Origin of the sequence: Allobosea sp. AK1, assembly GCF_006714945.1 — a bacterium.
GTDB classification, from domain to species: Bacteria; Pseudomonadota; Alphaproteobacteria; order Rhizobiales; family Beijerinckiaceae; genus Allobosea; species Allobosea robiniae.
Genome location: NZ_VFMG01000001.1, coordinates 1,236,933 through 1,252,727 on the forward strand (window position 1 = coordinate 1,236,933; position 15,795 = coordinate 1,252,727).

15 protein-coding genes are annotated in these 15,795 nt (G+C 66.9%); 12 read left to right on the forward strand and 3 right to left on the reverse strand.

The window, feature by feature from the left end:
- The first annotated feature begins 209 nt into the window (after window positions 1-209).
- The 8 genes from FHT98_RS06335 (at window position 210) to iolB (ending at window position 10,768) form a co-directional block, all read left to right on the forward strand.
- Complete coding sequence (locus tag FHT98_RS06335; RefSeq protein WP_113584920.1) at window positions 210-2,078, forward strand: TRAP transporter large permease; 1,869 nt, start codon at window positions 210-212, stop codon at window positions 2,076-2,078.
- A gap of 53 nt (window positions 2,079-2,131) precedes the next feature.
- Window positions 2,132-3,151 carry a TRAP transporter substrate-binding protein gene (locus FHT98_RS06340; protein ID WP_061969920.1) on the forward strand — a complete coding sequence of 340 codons (1,020 nt, stop codon included), beginning with the start codon at window positions 2,132-2,134 and terminating at the stop codon, window positions 3,149-3,151.
- Between the two features lie 96 nt (window positions 3,152-3,247).
- A complete protein-coding gene (locus FHT98_RS06345) occupies window positions 3,248-4,051 on the forward strand; it encodes an SDR family NAD(P)-dependent oxidoreductase (protein WP_142113158.1) in 804 nt (267 codons plus the stop codon).
- Window positions 4,052-4,148: 97 nt separating this feature from the next.
- Window positions 4,149-5,018 carry a MurR/RpiR family transcriptional regulator gene (locus tag FHT98_RS06350; RefSeq protein WP_113584918.1) on the forward strand — a complete coding sequence of 290 codons (870 nt, stop codon included), beginning with the start codon at window positions 4,149-4,151 and terminating at the stop codon, window positions 5,016-5,018.
- A 106-nt stretch (window positions 5,019-5,124) separates the two neighbouring features.
- Window positions 5,125-7,059: a bifunctional 5-dehydro-2-deoxygluconokinase/5-dehydro-2-deoxyphosphogluconate aldolase gene (locus FHT98_RS06355; RefSeq protein WP_142113160.1), complete on the forward strand. Its 1,935-nt coding sequence runs from the start codon at window positions 5,125-5,127 to the stop codon at window positions 7,057-7,059.
- Between the two features lie 73 nt (window positions 7,060-7,132).
- Complete coding sequence (gene iolD / locus FHT98_RS06360) at window positions 7,133-8,983, forward strand: 3D-(3,5/4)-trihydroxycyclohexane-1,2-dione acylhydrolase (decyclizing) (RefSeq protein WP_142115693.1); 1,851 nt, start codon at window positions 7,133-7,135, stop codon at window positions 8,981-8,983.
- A gap of 31 nt (window positions 8,984-9,014) precedes the next feature.
- Window positions 9,015-9,899, forward strand: coding sequence for a myo-inosose-2 dehydratase (iolE, locus tag FHT98_RS06365; RefSeq protein WP_142113162.1), 885 nt, complete (start codon window positions 9,015-9,017; stop codon window positions 9,897-9,899).
- A 71-nt stretch (window positions 9,900-9,970) separates the two neighbouring features.
- Entirely contained in the window at window positions 9,971-10,768 is a 798-nt protein-coding gene (iolB, locus tag FHT98_RS06370; RefSeq protein ID WP_142113164.1) for a 5-deoxy-glucuronate isomerase, read from the forward strand.
- Between the two features lie 46 nt (window positions 10,769-10,814).
- On the opposite strand, the gene FHT98_RS06375 is transcribed toward iolB, so the two are convergent.
- Entirely contained in the window at window positions 10,815-11,123 is a 309-nt protein-coding gene (locus FHT98_RS06375; RefSeq protein ID WP_139163522.1) for a hypothetical protein, read from the reverse strand.
- Between the two features lie 327 nt (window positions 11,124-11,450).
- On the opposite strand from FHT98_RS06375, the gene FHT98_RS06380 reads away from it, so the two are divergent.
- Complete coding sequence (locus tag FHT98_RS06380; RefSeq protein ID WP_244492923.1) at window positions 11,451-11,681, forward strand: hypothetical protein; 231 nt, start codon at window positions 11,451-11,453, stop codon at window positions 11,679-11,681.
- An 84-nt stretch (window positions 11,682-11,765) separates the two neighbouring features.
- On the opposite strand, the gene FHT98_RS06385 is transcribed toward FHT98_RS06380, so the two are convergent.
- On the reverse strand, window positions 11,766-12,428 hold the full coding sequence (locus tag FHT98_RS06385) for a hypothetical protein (RefSeq protein ID WP_142113166.1): 663 nt from the start codon (window positions 12,426-12,428) through the stop codon (window positions 11,766-11,768).
- A gap of 175 nt (window positions 12,429-12,603) precedes the next feature.
- On the opposite strand from FHT98_RS06385, the gene FHT98_RS06390 reads away from it, so the two are divergent.
- Window positions 12,604-12,813: a hypothetical protein gene (locus FHT98_RS06390; RefSeq protein ID WP_061969936.1), complete on the forward strand. Its 210-nt coding sequence runs from the start codon at window positions 12,604-12,606 to the stop codon at window positions 12,811-12,813.
- Window positions 12,814-12,901: 88 nt separating this feature from the next.
- Here the strand turns inward: FHT98_RS06390 and FHT98_RS06395 are convergent, their stop codons facing one another.
- Entirely contained in the window at window positions 12,902-13,279 is a 378-nt protein-coding gene (locus FHT98_RS06395; protein ID WP_142113168.1) for a YkvA family protein, read from the reverse strand.
- A 134-nt stretch (window positions 13,280-13,413) separates the two neighbouring features.
- Here FHT98_RS06395 and FHT98_RS06400 point away from each other — a divergent pair, with 134 nt between their 5' ends.
- Window positions 13,414-13,734: a polyhydroxyalkanoic acid system family protein gene (locus FHT98_RS06400; RefSeq protein ID WP_091857002.1), complete on the forward strand. Its 321-nt coding sequence runs from the start codon at window positions 13,414-13,416 to the stop codon at window positions 13,732-13,734.
- A 173-nt stretch (window positions 13,735-13,907) separates the two neighbouring features.
- A complete protein-coding gene (locus tag FHT98_RS06405; RefSeq protein WP_142113171.1) occupies window positions 13,908-15,779 on the forward strand; it encodes a cation:proton antiporter domain-containing protein in 1,872 nt (623 codons plus the stop codon).
- Window positions 15,780-15,795 lie beyond the last annotated feature (16 nt).

A 15,795-nucleotide genomic window follows, 5' to 3' on the forward strand; every position in this document is an offset into this window, starting at 1 on the left:
AACCGTAGATGGGCGCTTTGCGGATTGCAATGCCGCTTCCCTTGTGTAATCTGCCTGCCGTCCCGCTGTCCGGCTATTCACAGTGTGGACCACAAGCGACGCCGACGACCCAACAAGATCGGCGCGGAGGGAGGAACGGAACGATGGCCCCCAGGGCATCCTGCATAGCGGGCGCTTCGCGTCCGGCGACCGGCACCTGAGGCCGCCGCATGGTCGATGTCATCGATACCCTGAAAATCCCTGAGAACCTCAGCGAGAACGAGGACGCACGTCCCGGCTCGGCCATCATGCGCCCGGTCGAGGCCGTCGCTGCCGTGCTGGTCGCCTTCATCATCGGCGTGCTGCTGCTCGGCGTCGTCTCGCGCTACGTCTTCTCGCTGCCCTTCGTCTGGGTCGACGAGGTCGCCTCGATCGCCTTCATCTGGCTCGCCATGCTCGGCGCCGCCATCGCCGTCGACCGCAACGAGCACCTGCGGCTGTCGCTGTTCGTCGGCATGATGCCGCCGCGGCTGCGCGAATTCGTCGAGACGCTGGCGCTCGTCGCGGTTGCCGCCTTCCTGGCCGCGATGGTCGACCCGGCCATCGAATACGCTGTGGAAGAGAGCTACGTCACCTCGGCCGCGCTCAACATCCCCGTCAGTTGGCGTGTCTCGGCGCTGGCCGTCGGCATCGTGCTGATGCTGCTGCTCACCCTGCGCTATATCTTCAAGACCGCGCGCCTCGTCGACATCGCCGCAGCCGTGCTGGTCGTCGGCGGGTTCGGCCTGGCCTTCTGGCTGCTCGGGCCGACGCTGAAGGGGCTCGGCTACTACAACATCTTGATCTTCCTGCTCGGCGTCGTCGCCGCCTGCCTCGTTGCGGGCGTCCCGATCGCCTTCTGCTTCGGGCTGGGCACGCTCGCCTTCCTCGCCTTCTCGACCAGCGTCCCGACCATCGTCATGATCGGGCGCATGGACGAGGGCATGTCGAGCCTGATCCTGCTCTCCGTGCCGATCTTCGTGCTGCTCGGCTGCATCCTCGACGCCACCGGCATGGGCAAGGCGATCGTCGATTTCCTGGCGTCCCTGCTCGGCCATGTCCGCGCCGGCATGTCCTATGTCCTGCTCGGCTCGCTCTATCTCGTCTCGGGTATTTCGGGCTCGAAGGTCTCGGACATGGCGACGGTCGCGCCCGCGCTGTTCCCGGAGATGAAGCGACGCGGCTACAAGCCCAAGGACCTGATCGCGCTGCTTTCGACCGGCGCCGCCATGGCCGACACGGTGCCGCCCTCGATCGTGCTGATCGTGCTGGGCTCGGTCGCCGGCGTCTCGATTGCCGGGCTGTTCAACGCGGGCTTCGTCATCGCCGGCGTTCTGCTGGTCGCGCTCGCCGGTCTCGCCCGCTGGAAGGCGGCGGCGGAGGACATGAAGGGCGTGCGCCGCGCGCCGCTGGCGGTGATCGGCAAGGTCGCGCTCGTCGCCGCGCCGGCCCTCGTCCTGCCCTTCATCATCCGCGCCGCCGTCGGCGGCGGCGTTGCGACCGCGACCGAGGTCTCGACCATCGCAGTGCTCTATGCGCTCGTCATCGGCATCGTGCTCTATGGCGGCATCAGCCTGCGCAAGTTCTACCAGATGCTGGTCGAGACGGCGGCGCTCTCCGGCGCGATCCTCGTCATTCTCGGCACGGCGCTCGCCATGGCCTGGGCGCTGACCCAGACCGGCTTCGCCCGCGACCTCGCCGTCTTCATGGCGAACCTGCCCGGCGGCTGGCTCACCTTCATGGCGGTCACCATCGTCGTCTTCATGATCCTCGGCTGCGTGCTGGAGGGCCTGCCGGCGATCGTGCTGATGGCGCCACTGATGTTCCCGATCGCCAAGAATCTCGGCATCAACGACGTGCATTATTCGATGGTCGTGGTCACCGCGATGAATATCGGCCTGATGGCACCGCCGATCGGCATCGGCTTCTACATCGCCTGCAAGATCGGCAACGTCTCGCCCGACGAGGCGATGGGCGCGGTCTGGCCCTATATCTTCGCCCTGATCATCGGCCTCGTCGTCATCGCCCTCGTGCCCGGCCTCTCGACCTGGGTGCTGTGAAGCTCACAACAAGAAACCAGCAAGAAACCAGACACTCTCAAGGAGAAACGCCCATGACCATCTCGCGCCGCACCCTGCTTCAGGCGACAGCCGCCGCCTCTGCCATCGGCACGTTCCATATCGGCCGCGCCAACGCGCAGGCTGCCGAGTTCACCTATAAATACGCCAACAACCTGCCCGTCGCGCATCCGATGAACACGCGCGCCAACGAGGCCGTGGCCAAGATCAAGGAAGAGACCAAGGGTCGCGTCGACATCCAGATCTTCCCGAACAACCAGCTCGGCTCCGACACCGACATGCTGAGCCAGGTCCGCTCGGGCGGCGTCGAGTTCTTCACGCTCTCGCCGCTGATCCTGTCGACGCTGGTCGCCAACGCCTCACTCTCGGGCATCGGCTTCGCCTTCCCGAACTACGACGCCGTCTGGAAGGCGATGGACGGCGAACTCGGCGCCTATGTCCGCGGCCAGATCAACAAGGCCAATCTCGTCGTCATGGACAAGATCTGGGACAACGGCTTCCGTCAGATCACCTCGTCCAAGGGCCCGATCAACACGCCCGACGACCTCAAGGGCTTCAAGATCCGCGTGCCGGTCTCGCCGCTCTGGACCTCGATGTTCACCGCCTTCCAGTCGGCCCCGGCCTCGATCAACTTCGCCGAGGTCTACACCGCGCTGCAGACCAAGATCGTCGACGGCCAGGAGAACCCGCTCGCAATCATCTCGACCGCCAAGCTCTTCGAAGTCCAGAAATACCTCTCCCTGACCAACCACATGTGGGACGGCTTCTGGTTCCTGGCCAACCGCCGCGCCTGGGAGAAGCTGCCGGAGGACCTGCGCGCCATCGTCGCCAAGAACATCAACGCCGCCGCGCTGCTCGAGCGTGACGACGTCGCCAAGCTCAATGCCAACGTGCAGGGCGAGCTCGTCGCCAAGGGCATGGTCGCCAACGAGACCAAGGCCGATGCCTTCCGCGAAGCCCTGCGCAAGGCCGGCTTCTACGCGGAGTGGAAGAAGAAGTACGGCGACGAGGCCTGGGGCATCCTGGAAAAGGCCGTCGGCAGCTCGCTGAGCTGATCGACGCTAGCACCCTCATGCAGGTCATTTCGGGTCTGCGCATCGCGGCGCCCGAAATGACCTGCACTTGTTTTTGATATCGAGAGACCAAACACCATGGCCGACCGGCTGAAGGGCAAGATCGCCATCGTCTTCGGCGCCGGCTCCTCCGGACCCGGCTGGGGCAACGGCAAGGCCGCCGCAGTCGCCTATGCCCGCGAAGGCGCCGGTGTCGCCTGCATCGACCTGAACCACGATGCCGCCAAGGAAACCGCAGAGATCATCGCCGGCGAAGGCGGCAGGGCACTCGCGCTTGCCGCCAATGTCACCGATCTCGCCTCGGTCGAGGCCTGCGTCGCCGCGACCGTGAAGCATTTCGGCCGGCTCGACATCCTCCACAACAATGTCGGCGTCACCCATATGGGCGGCCCTGTCGAGCTCTCGGAAGAGCAGTTCAACGCCTCGCTCCAGCTCAATCTCGGCTCGGTCTATCGCTGCGCCAAGGCCGTCATTCCGGAGATGCTGAAGGGCGGTGGCGGCGCCATCGTCAACATCTCCTCGCTCGCCGCCATCCGTTGGACCGGCTACCCGTACTTCGCCTATTACGCGACGAAGGCAGCGGTGAACCAGGCGACGGTCGCGCTCGCGATGCAGTATGCGAAGCAGGGCATCCGGGCGAACTGCATCATGCCCGGCCTGATCGACACGCCACTGATCTACAAGCAGATCTCCGCGCAATACGCCTCGGTCGAGGAGATGGTCGCCGCCCGCGACGCACAGGTGCCGATGGGCAAGATGGGCACCGCCTGGGACATCGCCAACGCCGCCGTCTTCCTCGCCTCCGACGAGGCGAAATTCATCACGGGCGTCTGCCTGCCGGTCGATGGCGGCCAGAGCTGCACAACCGCACCGCTGGGCTAACCTATCATCGAGCGTTCATTCCTCCATTGGAACGCTTGCTCCATTTCCGCTTCGCTGCCAGAACTGTCGACAACAGGGACGGCAACGGGAATCCAGGATGAGCGAAACCGCCGTTGCGGAGCTGCCGCGCGACTTCGACGAATTGCGCGCATCGATCCTCAGTCAGCGCGAAAGCCTGCCCAAGCGCATCGCCCAGATCGCAGCCTATGCTCTCGACAATCCCGACGAGATCGCCTTCGGCACCGCCGCCAGCATCGCGGTCTCGGCCGGCGTCCAGCCCTCCACGCTGATCCGCTTCGCCCAGCATCTCGGCTTCGACGGCTTCACCAGCCTGCAGGGCGTCTTTCGCGCCCGCCTGCGCGAGCGCAATTCCAGCTATGAGGAACGCCTCAACACGCTGCGGGTCGGCGATGGCACCGCGGCCGGCAACCACCGCATCCTCGACGGCTTCCTGACCGCCTCGCGCAAGTCGCTGGACGTGATGAGCCGCACCATCGACGAAGCCACGCTTGATCGCGCGATCGATGTGCTCGCCCGCGCCGAGACCATCTATATCCTCGCCCGGCGCCGCTCCTATCCGGTGGCGAGCTATCTCGCCTATGCGCTCGGCAAGCTCCAGGTCCGCAACCAGCTCGTCGAGTCGGCTGCCGGCCTCGATCCCGAGATGATCGCCTTCGCGACGCCGAAGGATGCCGTCCTCGTCATCAGCTTCTCGCCCTATGCGCCCGCGACGATCGAGGACGCACGCGGCCTCGCGGAACGTGGAGTGCCGCTCGTCGCCATCACCGACAGCGCCTTCTCCCCGCTCGCCAGCATCGCCAAGCTCTGGTTCGAGGTCGCCGAGGCGGATTTCGGCGGGTTCCGCACGCTGGCCTCGACCATGGCACTCTCCATGGCGCTCGCCGTCGGCGTCGGCGAGGCGCGCCGGGCCGGACGCGGCAGGGGCCGCCGTGGCGGGCACGCCTAAAGCTTTAGGAACATACATTCCGCATTGACGAATTGATGGAATTATTATTTCATTCCCGCAACCGGAGCCGCTCGGCTTCGATGATCATCGCTGCCGGGAGGAAGACATGGCGGGACCGCTCGGCGGATCGGCGCAGGCGCTCGACGTCATCACCATCGGCCGGGCCTCGGTCGATCTCTACGGCCAGCAGATCGGCTCGCGGCTGGAGGATGTCACCTCCTTCGCCAAGTCGGTCGGCGGCTGCCCGGCCAATATCGCGATCGGCACCGCCCGGCTCGGCCTGCGCTCGGCCCTGCTGACCCGCGTCGGCAACGAGCAGTTCGGCCGCTTCCTGCGCGAGCAGCTCGCACGCGAGGGCGTGAATCTCGACGGCCTCAAGACCGATCCCGAGCGCCTGACCGCGCTCGCCATCCTCTCGGTCGAGAGCGACAAGTCGTTCCCGCTGCTGTTCTACCGCGAGAACTGCGCCGACATGGCGCTGGAGGAAGGCGATATCGACCCCGCCTTCATCGCCAGGGCCCGCGCCGTCGTCGTCACCGGCACGCATTTCGCCCGGCCCGGCCCGGAGGCCGCCCAGCGCAAGGCGATGAAGCTGATGCGCGCGAACGGCGGCAAGGTCGTGCTCGATATCGACTACCGCCCGAACCTCTGGGGCCTCGCCGGCCATGATGCCGGCGACAACCGCTACATCGCCTCGCAGGCCGTCTCCGAGCGGATGAAGACCGTCCTGCCCTGCTGCGACCTCGTCATCGGCACCGAGGAAGAGGTGCTGATCGCCTCGGGCGAGAGCGAGCTCCTGCCGGCGCTGAAGACGATCCGCTCGTTGACCCCTGCGACCATCGTGCTCAAGCGCGGCCCGATGGGCTGCATCGTCTATGAAGGCGCGATCCCCGACGATCTCGAGGACGGCATCGTCGGCAAGGGCTTCCCGATCGAGGTCTACAACGTCTTGGGCGCCGGCGACGCCTTCATGTCCGGCTTCCTACGCGGCTGGCTCGGTGGCGAGAGCCTCCAGATCGCCGCGACCTGGGCCAATGCCTGCGGTGCTTTCGCCGTCTCGCGCCTGCTCTGCTCGCCGGAAAGCCCGACCTTCGAGGAGCTGCAATATTTCCTCAAAAACGGCAGCCCGCACCGGGCGCTGCGCAAGGACGAAGACATCAACCACATCCACTGGGCGACGACGCGCCGCCGCGACGTGCCCTCGCTGATGGCGCTCGCCTGCGACCATCGCTCGCAGCTCGAAGAGCTCGCGGCAAAGGCCGGTGCCGATCCCGCCCGCATCCGCGATTTCAAGGTGCTCGCGGTCAAGGCCGCCGCCCGCGTCGCCGATGGCCGCCCCGGCTACGGCATGCTGCTCGACGAGAAGCATGGCCGCGAGGCGATGTTCGAATTCGCCCGCCATCCCTTCGCCTGGCTCGGCCGCCCGGTCGAACTGCCGGGCTCGCGCCCGCTGCGCTTCGAGACCAGTCAGGATATCGGCTCGTTGCTGCCGGAATGGCCGGTCGATCATTGCATCAAGGCGCTCTGCTTCTATCACCCTGACGACCCGGAAGATTTGAAGCGCGAGCAGCAGGAGAAGCTGCGCGGCCTGTTCGAGGCGGCGCGCAAGGTCGGCCGCGAATTGCTGATCGAGATCATTGCCAGCAAGAACGGCCCGCTCGGCCCCGACACGATCGCCCGCGCGCTCGGCGAGCTCTATGCGCTCGGCATCAAGCCCGACTGGTGGAAGCTGGAGCCACAATCCTCCCCTGCCGCCTGGGCCGCGATCGAGAAGACGATCGCGAAGCACGATCCCTGGTGCCGCGGCGTCCTGCTGCTCGGGCTCGACGCGCCGGCCGAGGAGCTGGAAGCCGGCTTCGCGGCCACCGCATCCGCCTCCATCGTCAAGGGCTTTGCCGTCGGCCGCACCATCTTCATGAGCGCGGCCGAGGGCTGGCTTTCCGGCAAGCTCGACGACGAGGCAGCCATCGCCGACATGGCCGGCCGCTTCGAGGCGCTGACCGGCCTCTGGCTTGCCACGCGCGGTCGGAAGGCGGCCTAGCGCATCGGCCCGAAAAGTGGGAACCGGTTTTCGGACCAAGCCGATGCTAAGAAGACTCCCGACCGGAGACAGGATCATGAGCACCGTCCGCCTCACCATGGCGCAGGCGCTGACGCGCTTCCTTAGCCGCCAGATGACCGAGATCGATGGGCAGCGCCTGCCGATCTTCGGTGGCGTCTGGGCGATTTTCGGCCATGGCAATGTCGCGGGCCTGGGCGAGGCGCTCTGGCACGAACGCGAACGCCTGCCGACCTTCCGCGCCCATAACGAGCAGGCCATGGCCCATGCCGCCATCGCCTATGCCAAGGCGAACATGCGCCGCCGCTTCATGGCCGCAACGACCTCTATCGGCCCCGGCGCGACCAATCTCGTCACCGCCGCCGCGCTCGCCCATGTCAACCGCCTGCCGGTTCTGCTGCTGCCGGGCGACGTCTTCGCCAACCGCATCCCCGACCCGGTGCTTCAGCAGGTCGAGACCTTTGGCGACGGCACCGTCTCCGCCAATGACTGCTTCCGTCCGGTCTCGCGCTATTTCGACCGCATCACCCGGCCCGAGCAGATCATCCCGGCGCTCGCCCGCGCCATGCAGGTGCTGACCGATCCGGCCGAATGCGGCCCCGTCACGCTCGCGCTCTGCCAGGATGTGCAGGCCGAGGCCTATGACTACCCCGAGAGCTTCTTCACCGAGCGCCTCTGGACGCCGCGCCGCCCGCGCGCCGACCGGGCCGAACTGAAAGCCGCAGCGGAGGCATTGAAGGCCGCGAAGAAACCGCTGATCGTCGCCGGCGGCGGCGTGCTCTATTCCGGCGCCAGCGACGAGCTCGCCCGCTTCTCGGCCGCGACCGGCATTCCCGTCTGTGAGACGCAAGGCGGCAAATCCGCCCTGCCCGATGACGACGCGCTCAACATGGCCGCCGTCGGCGTCACCGGTACGGAAGCCGCGAACCGGCTCGCCGCCGAGGCCGATCTCATGCTCGCGGTCGGCACCCGCCTGCAGGATTTCACCACCGGCTCCTGGGCATTGTTCGGCGCTGCCGGGAAGACGATCATCGGCCTCAACGTCCAATCTTTCGACGCCGGCAAGCATCGCGCCTTGCCCCTCGTCGCCGACGCCCGCGAGGGTCTCGCCGAGCTGGCGGAGGCCATCGGTGGCTGGAAGGCGCCGGAGAGCTGGACCAACAATGCCAAGGCCGGCAAGACCGACTGGCAGAAGGAAGCCGGCCAGGCCACCGCCGCCAGCAATGCCGCCCTGCCCTCGGACGCGCAGGTCATCGGCGCGGCCCAGCGCACGCTGGGTTCGGACGTCATCCTGCTTCATGCCGCGGGCGGGTTGCCGGGCGAGTTGCACAAGCTCTGGCAGGCGGGAGCGCCCGGCTCCTACCATGCCGAATACGGCTTCTCCTGCATGGGCTACGAGATCGCCGGTGGGCTCGGCGCCAAGATGGCGAGGCCCGACAAAGAGGTCGTCGTCATGGTCGGCGACGGCTCCTACCTGATGCTCAATTCCGAGATCGCGACCTCGGTGATGCTGGGCCTCAAGCTCACCATCGTCCTGCTCGACAATCGCGGCTTCGGCTGCATCAACCGCCTGCAGATGGCCACCGGTGGCGAGAGCTTCAACAACCTGCTCAAGGACAGCAGGCACGAGACGCTGCCGGAGATCGATTTCGTCCAGCACGCCGCCAGCATGGGCGCGATCGCGGTGAAGGCCGCCTCGATCGCCGAGCTGGAAGCCGCTCTGACGCAGGCCAAGGAAAACACCCGCACGACCGTCGTCGTGATCGACACCGACCCGCTGATCTCGACCGGCTCCGGCGGCGCCTGGTGGGACGTCGCGGTGCCCGAGGTCAGCGAGCGCGCCGAGGTCCGCACGGCACGGGCGAATTACGACGAACGACGCAAGCGTCAGACCATCGGCAACTAAGCCGTTCCCATAGGCGAGAAAGACCCGACACATGATCCGCATCGGCGCGAACCCCATCGGCTGGTCGAATGACGACATGCTGGAGATCGGCGGCGACATCCCGCTCGAAACCTGCCTGACGGAAGCCCGCGAAGCCGGCTTCACCGGCATGGAGCTCGGCAACAAGTTCCCGCGCGAGGCGGCGAAGTTGAAGCCGATCCTCGACGCCCATGGCCACGCTCTGGTTTCCGGCTGGTACTCGACCGAGCTGCTCGACCGCGACGTCGCCGCCGAGATGGTGGCGGTGAAGGCTCATGCGACGCTGCTGCGCGACATGGGCTGCTCGGTCCTGATCGCGGCCGAGACCTCGAACGCGATCCATTCCGACATCACCAAGCCGCTCTCGGCCCGGCCCGTCCTGCCGAAGAACCGCTGGGACGATTTCGGCGCGCGCTATACCAATTTCGCCGAGGCCCTGAAGGCCGAATACGGTTTGCAGCTCGTCTATCACCACCATATGGGCACGGTGGTGCAGACCGAGGCCGAGATCGACCGGTTCATGGGCGTCACCAGCCCGACCGTGGGCCTGCTGCTCGACACCGGCCACGCCACCTGGGGCGGCGGCGACCCCGCCCGCATTGCCCGTCACTGGAAGGCCCGCATCCACCATGTCCACTGCAAGGACATCCGCGAGGCTGTGATGTGGCGCTCCAATCGCGAGGACTGGTCCTTCCTCGAATCCGTGCTCGCCGGCGTCTACACCGTGCCGGGCGACGGCCTGATCGACTATGTCCGCGTGCTCCGGGAGCTTCAGGGCTATTCCGGCTGGATCGTGGTCGAGGCCGAGCAGGACCCGAAGAAGGCGGAGCCCGCGACCTATGCGAAGCTCGGCCACGCCAATCTCACCCGCTTCATCAGGGAAGCCGGGCTGGCCTGACAACAGCCGTCATTCTCGGGCGGCGCGCAGCGACTGCGCGAGCATGACGAGTCCAACGGATAGGAACACCCATGTCCCACCTCAAGGTCCGCCCCGCCGGCACGAACGGCCGCGTTACCCATGTCACGCCGGAAAGCGCCGGCTGGACCTATGTCGGCTTCGATCTGCACCGCCTGAAGCCGGGCGAGACCGTCTCGGCCGCGACCGGCGATCGCGAGACCTGCCTCGTCTTCGTCACCGGCAAGGGCAAGGTCGCGGCCGGCGGCGAAAACCTGGGCGAGCTCGGCAGCCGCATGAGCCCGTTCGAGGGCAAGCCCTGGTCGGTCTATCTGCCGGAAGGTTCCGATTGGTCCGTCACCGCGACGACCGATCTCGAGCTCGCTGTCTGCACGGCGCCTGGCCTCAAGGGCGGCCTGCCCGTCCGCGTCATCAGGCCGGACGATCTCGGCCAGGAGATCCGCGGCAAGGGCTCCAACACCCGCCACGTCACCAATATCCTGCCCGAGAACGAGCCGGCGGATTCGCTGCTGGTGGTCGAGGTCATCACCCCGGCCGGCAACACCTCCAGCTATCCCCCGCACAAGCACGACCGGGACGACCTGCCGCGCGAATCCCATCTGGAGGAGACCTACTACCACCGCCTCAACCCGCCGCAGGGCTTCGGCTTCCAGCGCGTCTATACAGACGACCGCAGCCTGGACGAGGCGATGGCCATCGAGGATGGCGACGTCGTGCTGGTGCCGAAGGGCTATCATCCCTGCGCCACCTGCCACGGCTACGATCTCTATTATCTCAACGTCATGGCCGGCCCGAAGCGGACCTGGAAATTCCACAACGCCGCCGAGCACGAATGGCTGCTGAAGGGCTGACCGGCGCCGGCTGGATCAGCTGACGGCGGCGCGGTTCGCTCGCGTCTCAGGGGTTGCACTTGTAGACGGCGCCCTTGGTGTCCGGGCCTTTCCATTTGATATCGGCAGCGTTGGCGAGGACATGAGTCCCCCCCAGCTCCGCCGCGGCGATCTTCAGGCGCGTGATCACCGAATCGCGCGTCTTGTCGAGCGGCATGATGACCTGGGAGCTGTCCTGCCCGTCGACTTCACCAAGCCTCGCGCAATTCTCCACAACACTCTTCGCATCGGTCACGACCACGATGCTGCTGCGCGAGGTGTGATAGGCGCAGGCGCCAAGCAGCAGGGCCGGCAGAAGGATGAAAAAGCGGGGCATCGTCACGTCCGGACTGGGCTGATCGGGTCTGCGCCCATGTTCGCCCGCTTCGGCACAAATGCAAGCCTGAGCCCGCGTGAAACCGCTCTGGCCGGGCCCTGCATCGCCGGCGACTCCGCCGAACTGTCGCAATTCCAGCGGAATTGTCGCGATTTGACGCCGCGAACTTTAACGCAAAGCCCGCGTCATTCTTGACCTGCAGACCGAGCTGCTCTTAAGTCCACCTCAGGCCAATGGGAGGCTGAAAAGGGATAAAATATGCGTAGCATTCTGATCGTTGGCGCCATGGCCGCTCTTCTCGCTGGTTGTCAGACCGCGCAGGAGTCCATGGCCGACGCCGAAGTGACCTGTGAGGCCCAGGGCTTCCGCCCCGGCACCCGCGCCTACCAGAAGTGCCGCTCGGCGAATTATGTCGAGAACCGCCGCGCCTCGAACGAAGCCGGCTCGGCTGTCGCGGCTGGCGTCGCCGCCGGCGTCGTTGGTGGTGCGCTGATCGCCGCCGATAACCGCTCCTATTACGGCCGTGGCTACTACGGCCGCCGCGGCTACTGGTGGTAAGATAGCGGGCGCCCTCTTCGGAAGGCACCCCGTCAGCTCTTCGAGCCCTGCGGCGTTCGCGCCGCAGGGCTTTTTTATTGCCCGTCAGCGCCGGGCGGCCCGCTTGCGGGCAGGTGCGGCTGCCGGCTCGCTGGACGAACCCGAGCTCAGGAGCGAACCGATCACATAGGCCGCGAGCCCGAGCCCGACGACGACCGCCATCGGCTCGCGTTCGGCCCGCTTCGCCAGCATGCGCCCGCCCCTGTCTGCATAGTCGCGGGCCATCGCCGCATAGTCGCCGGCCCGGCCGGCATAATCATCCGCGACATCGCGATGCGAGCGCAGCCAGCTGCCGCCCGATTTCAAGGCCCGATTGCCGGCATCGGCCGCATCGGAGCCATAATCCTGGAGCCAGCCGCGCCAGCGCCCATAGTCAGGCTGATAGCGCTCCCAACCCGACGAAGGCTGACTGCGCAACATCGCCCAGGCGACGAGGCCGATGCCGGCCACACCCAGACCAAGCGCCGCGAGCGGGTGACGCTCGACGCTCTGCACCACGGCCTGACCGCCACCGCGGACCGCCTCGAGCGGCTCGGCCTCGTCCCACGCATCCTTGGCTCGCTCGTAATGATCCTTGACGGTCTCCCCGGCCTTGCCCGCGAGATCGGCCGCCTTGCTGCGCAGGCTGCTCACGCTGGCGCCCACGGTCTCGCCGGCCTCGTCGGCGGCCTTCGGAACATCGGGCGGGAAACTGTTGCTGATCGCCATGGCGGTCTCTCCGTTCTTGGAAGGGGTCATGGCCAGAGAACGAAGCGGGCGCGGCCGGGTTCCAGGCCGCGACAAAACAACCGGGCCACGATTCGCCGCCGCTTCGGCCACGACCGCGTCATGATTGAATGCGATTCACCCGAGAACAGGGGCATTCAACGAGAAGGAGACGCGCATGCATGTTCAGCACCTCCAGATCGCTCACCCGTTCGTTCTCTCCGATCCCGAATGGATCGCACTGGAGAGCATCGAGGAGGAGACCCGCCACTTCATCTTCGACGAGACGATGCTGCATTCCCTGCAGGATCGTGGCCTCGTCGAAGCCGACGGCGCCATCTGGCGGGTCACTCAGACCGGCCAGAAGCGCCTGAGCGAACGCGATTGAGGCGGATGACGGCCGGATGATCCGGCACAAGCGATGGACAACCAGGCCCGCCCCTTCGGCGGGCTTTTCCATGCATGGCCGCCGATACTCAGAATGATCCAGCCGGCCAGAGCCACCAGAGCAGCGCAGCCCCGGCTCCAATCCAGATCGCCAGGATCGCGGCCATGCCGCCATAGCTCGCCTGCTTCGCCTGCCCAGCCGCCATCGCCCGGTATTCGGCCATCAAACCGGGGGGAATGAGCTTCACGACCAGCAGGATGCCGAGCGGCACGATGATCAGGTCGTCGAGATAGCCCAGGATCGGGATGAAATCCGGGATGAGATCGATGGGGCTGAGGGCATAGGCGGCGACTGCGCCCGCCGCGAGCTTCGCATACCACGGCGTCCGGCTGTCACGGGCCGCGATCCACAGGGCGAGCACATCCCGCTTGAGCACGCGCGCCCATTGCTTCGCTCGTTCGAGCATGACAGGCCTTACCGGTTTCGATCTTGCGCCGTCCCGTTAGCAGATGTCCGCTGCCGGGTCTCATTGTTCGCTGCGCTGGAAATGCGCCCATATCATTGCCATGTAGAGCCCTCCTTCCTTTCCGATGAGCAGTCATGGGCAAACCCGTTTCCATCACCATCTCGCATGATCTCGGCCGGGACGCCGCGCTGGCGCGCCTGCGCGGCGGCGTCGACAAGATCCGCGACCGGCTCGGCATGGTCAGGATGCAGCTGGTCGAGGAACGCTGGGAGGGAGATGCCCTGCATTTCGGTGTCGGCGCGCTCGGCCAGACCGTCCATGGCCGCGTCGAGGTCGAGGACCGCCTGATCCGCGTCGAGGTGAGCCTGCCCTGGATGCTCGCGATGTTCGCCGAGAAGCTCAAGATCGGCGTCGAGAAGCAGGGCCAGATCCTGCTGGAGAAGCCGAAGGCCTGAGGCATCTGCGCCTTCGAGCCCTCCCGCTGCCGCACCCCATCCGAACAGCCCGGAATTTCGGCAGCGAAGCCCGAAAAGTCGTACGCCTTTCGGTTGAAATCCCTGCCCCGAAACCCCATGCTCCGAATGTTCAAACAATCTTGATTTCTTGACCTTTCGGATTCGGGAGAGCCATGCATCACGGCCCGCTGATCGCCATCGTTGTCGCCGGCCTCGGCCTTGCTTTCGTCTTCGGATCAATCGCCCACAGACTGCGGATTTCCCCTCTCGTCGGCTATCTACTGGCCGGTGTCGCCGCCGGCCCGTTCACGCCGGGCTTCGTCGGTGATCAGAACCTCGCCAACGAACTGGCCGAGATCGGCGTCATCCTGCTGATGTTCGGCGTCGGCCTGCATTTCTCCCTGAAGGACCTGCTCTCGGTGAAGGCGATCGCCGTGCCCGGCGCCGTCGTCCAGATCGGCATCGCGACGCTGCTCGGACTCGGGCTCGGCACGCTGCTCGGCTGGAACTGGTTTTCGGGCATTGTCTTCGGCCTCGCACTGTCCACCGCCTCGACGGTCGTCCTGCTGCGCTCGCTGCAGGAGCGGCGACTGGTCCAGACCGAGCGTGGCCGCATCGCCGTCGGCTGGCTGATCGTCGAGGACATCGCCATGGTTCTGGCGCTGGTGCTGCTGCCGGTGGTGGCGGAGATCATCAACGGCTCGTCGTCCGGCGGCAGCGCCCCGCTCGCGACCCGCTTCGATCTCGGCGTCTGGGGCGTGCTTGGCCTGACCTTCGCCAAGCTGGTCGGCTTCCTCGCCTTCATGCTCGTCATCGGCCGGCGCGTCATTCCCTGGGTGCTGCACTGGGTCGCGCATACCGGCTCGCGCGAGCTGTTCCGGCTTGCGGTTCTCGCGGTCGCGCTCGGCGTCGCCTATGCGGCTGCGACCCTGTTCGGGGTCTCCTTCGCGCTCGGCGCCTTCTTCGCCGGCATGATCCTGTCGGAATCACCGCTTTCCCAGCGCGCGGCCGAAGAGACGCTGCCGCTGCGCGACGCCTTCGCGGTGCTGTTCTTCGTCTCGGTCGGCATGCTCTTCGACCCCGGCATCCTCCTGCGCGCACCAGGCCCCCTGATCGGCACCCTCGCCATCATCCTGATCGGCAAGTCCGTCGCGGCCTGGATGATCATGCGCGCCTTCGGCCGCCCCCAGACCTCCGCCCTGACCATCTCGGCCTCGCTCGCCCAGATCGGCGAGTTCTCCTTCATCCTCGCCGGCCTCGGCACGGCGCTCGGCATCCTGCCGGCGCAGGGACGCGACCTGATCCTCGCCGGCGCGATCCTGTCGATCCTGCTCAACCCGGTGATGTTCGCCCTGGCGGAGCGCCTGGCGCCGGAGACCCCCGCCGCGAAGCCGAAGCCGGCAGCTCCCGCCGAGGCGGGCGAGCCCGAGAAGGCCGCCGCGCCAGAGCCTGAAGTCGAGCCCCCGCCGGAACGCGACATCGCCCCGACCAGCCTGGACAGCCACATTGTCGTCGTCGGCTATGGCCGCGTCGGCAGCCTGCTCGGCGCCGGCCTGCTCTCGCAAGGCGCGAAGCTCCTGGTCATCGAGGACAATCCCGATGCGGTCGCGACCGCCAAGCGCGACGGTGCGGAGCTCCTCATCGGCAACGCCGCCGACCCCGAGGTGCTGGCCGCCGCCGCGGTCGGCCGGGCCGTGCGCCTCTTCGTCGCCATCCCCGGCAGCTTCGAGGCCGGGCAGGTCTGCGAGCAGGCCCGTGCCGAGAACCCGGCCTTGCCGATCGTCGCCCGCGCCCATTCCGATGCCGAGGTCGCGCATCTCACCAAATGCGGGGCCACGCTGACGATCATGGGCGAGGCCGAGATCGCCCGCGCCATGCTCTCGCTCTGCCAGAATCTTGCCGACGGCGCCAAGCCCGCGCCGGCCGAGCCGGATGCTCCCCCCGACGCGGCGGCGCCCGGGGTGATCGCCTTGTTGCCGACTCCAAGACCATCCGCCACCGGGTCGGCGGAAGACCCGCCGGCCGATCCCCCGGCGGCGGCGTGAAAAAGGGCGGGACGCG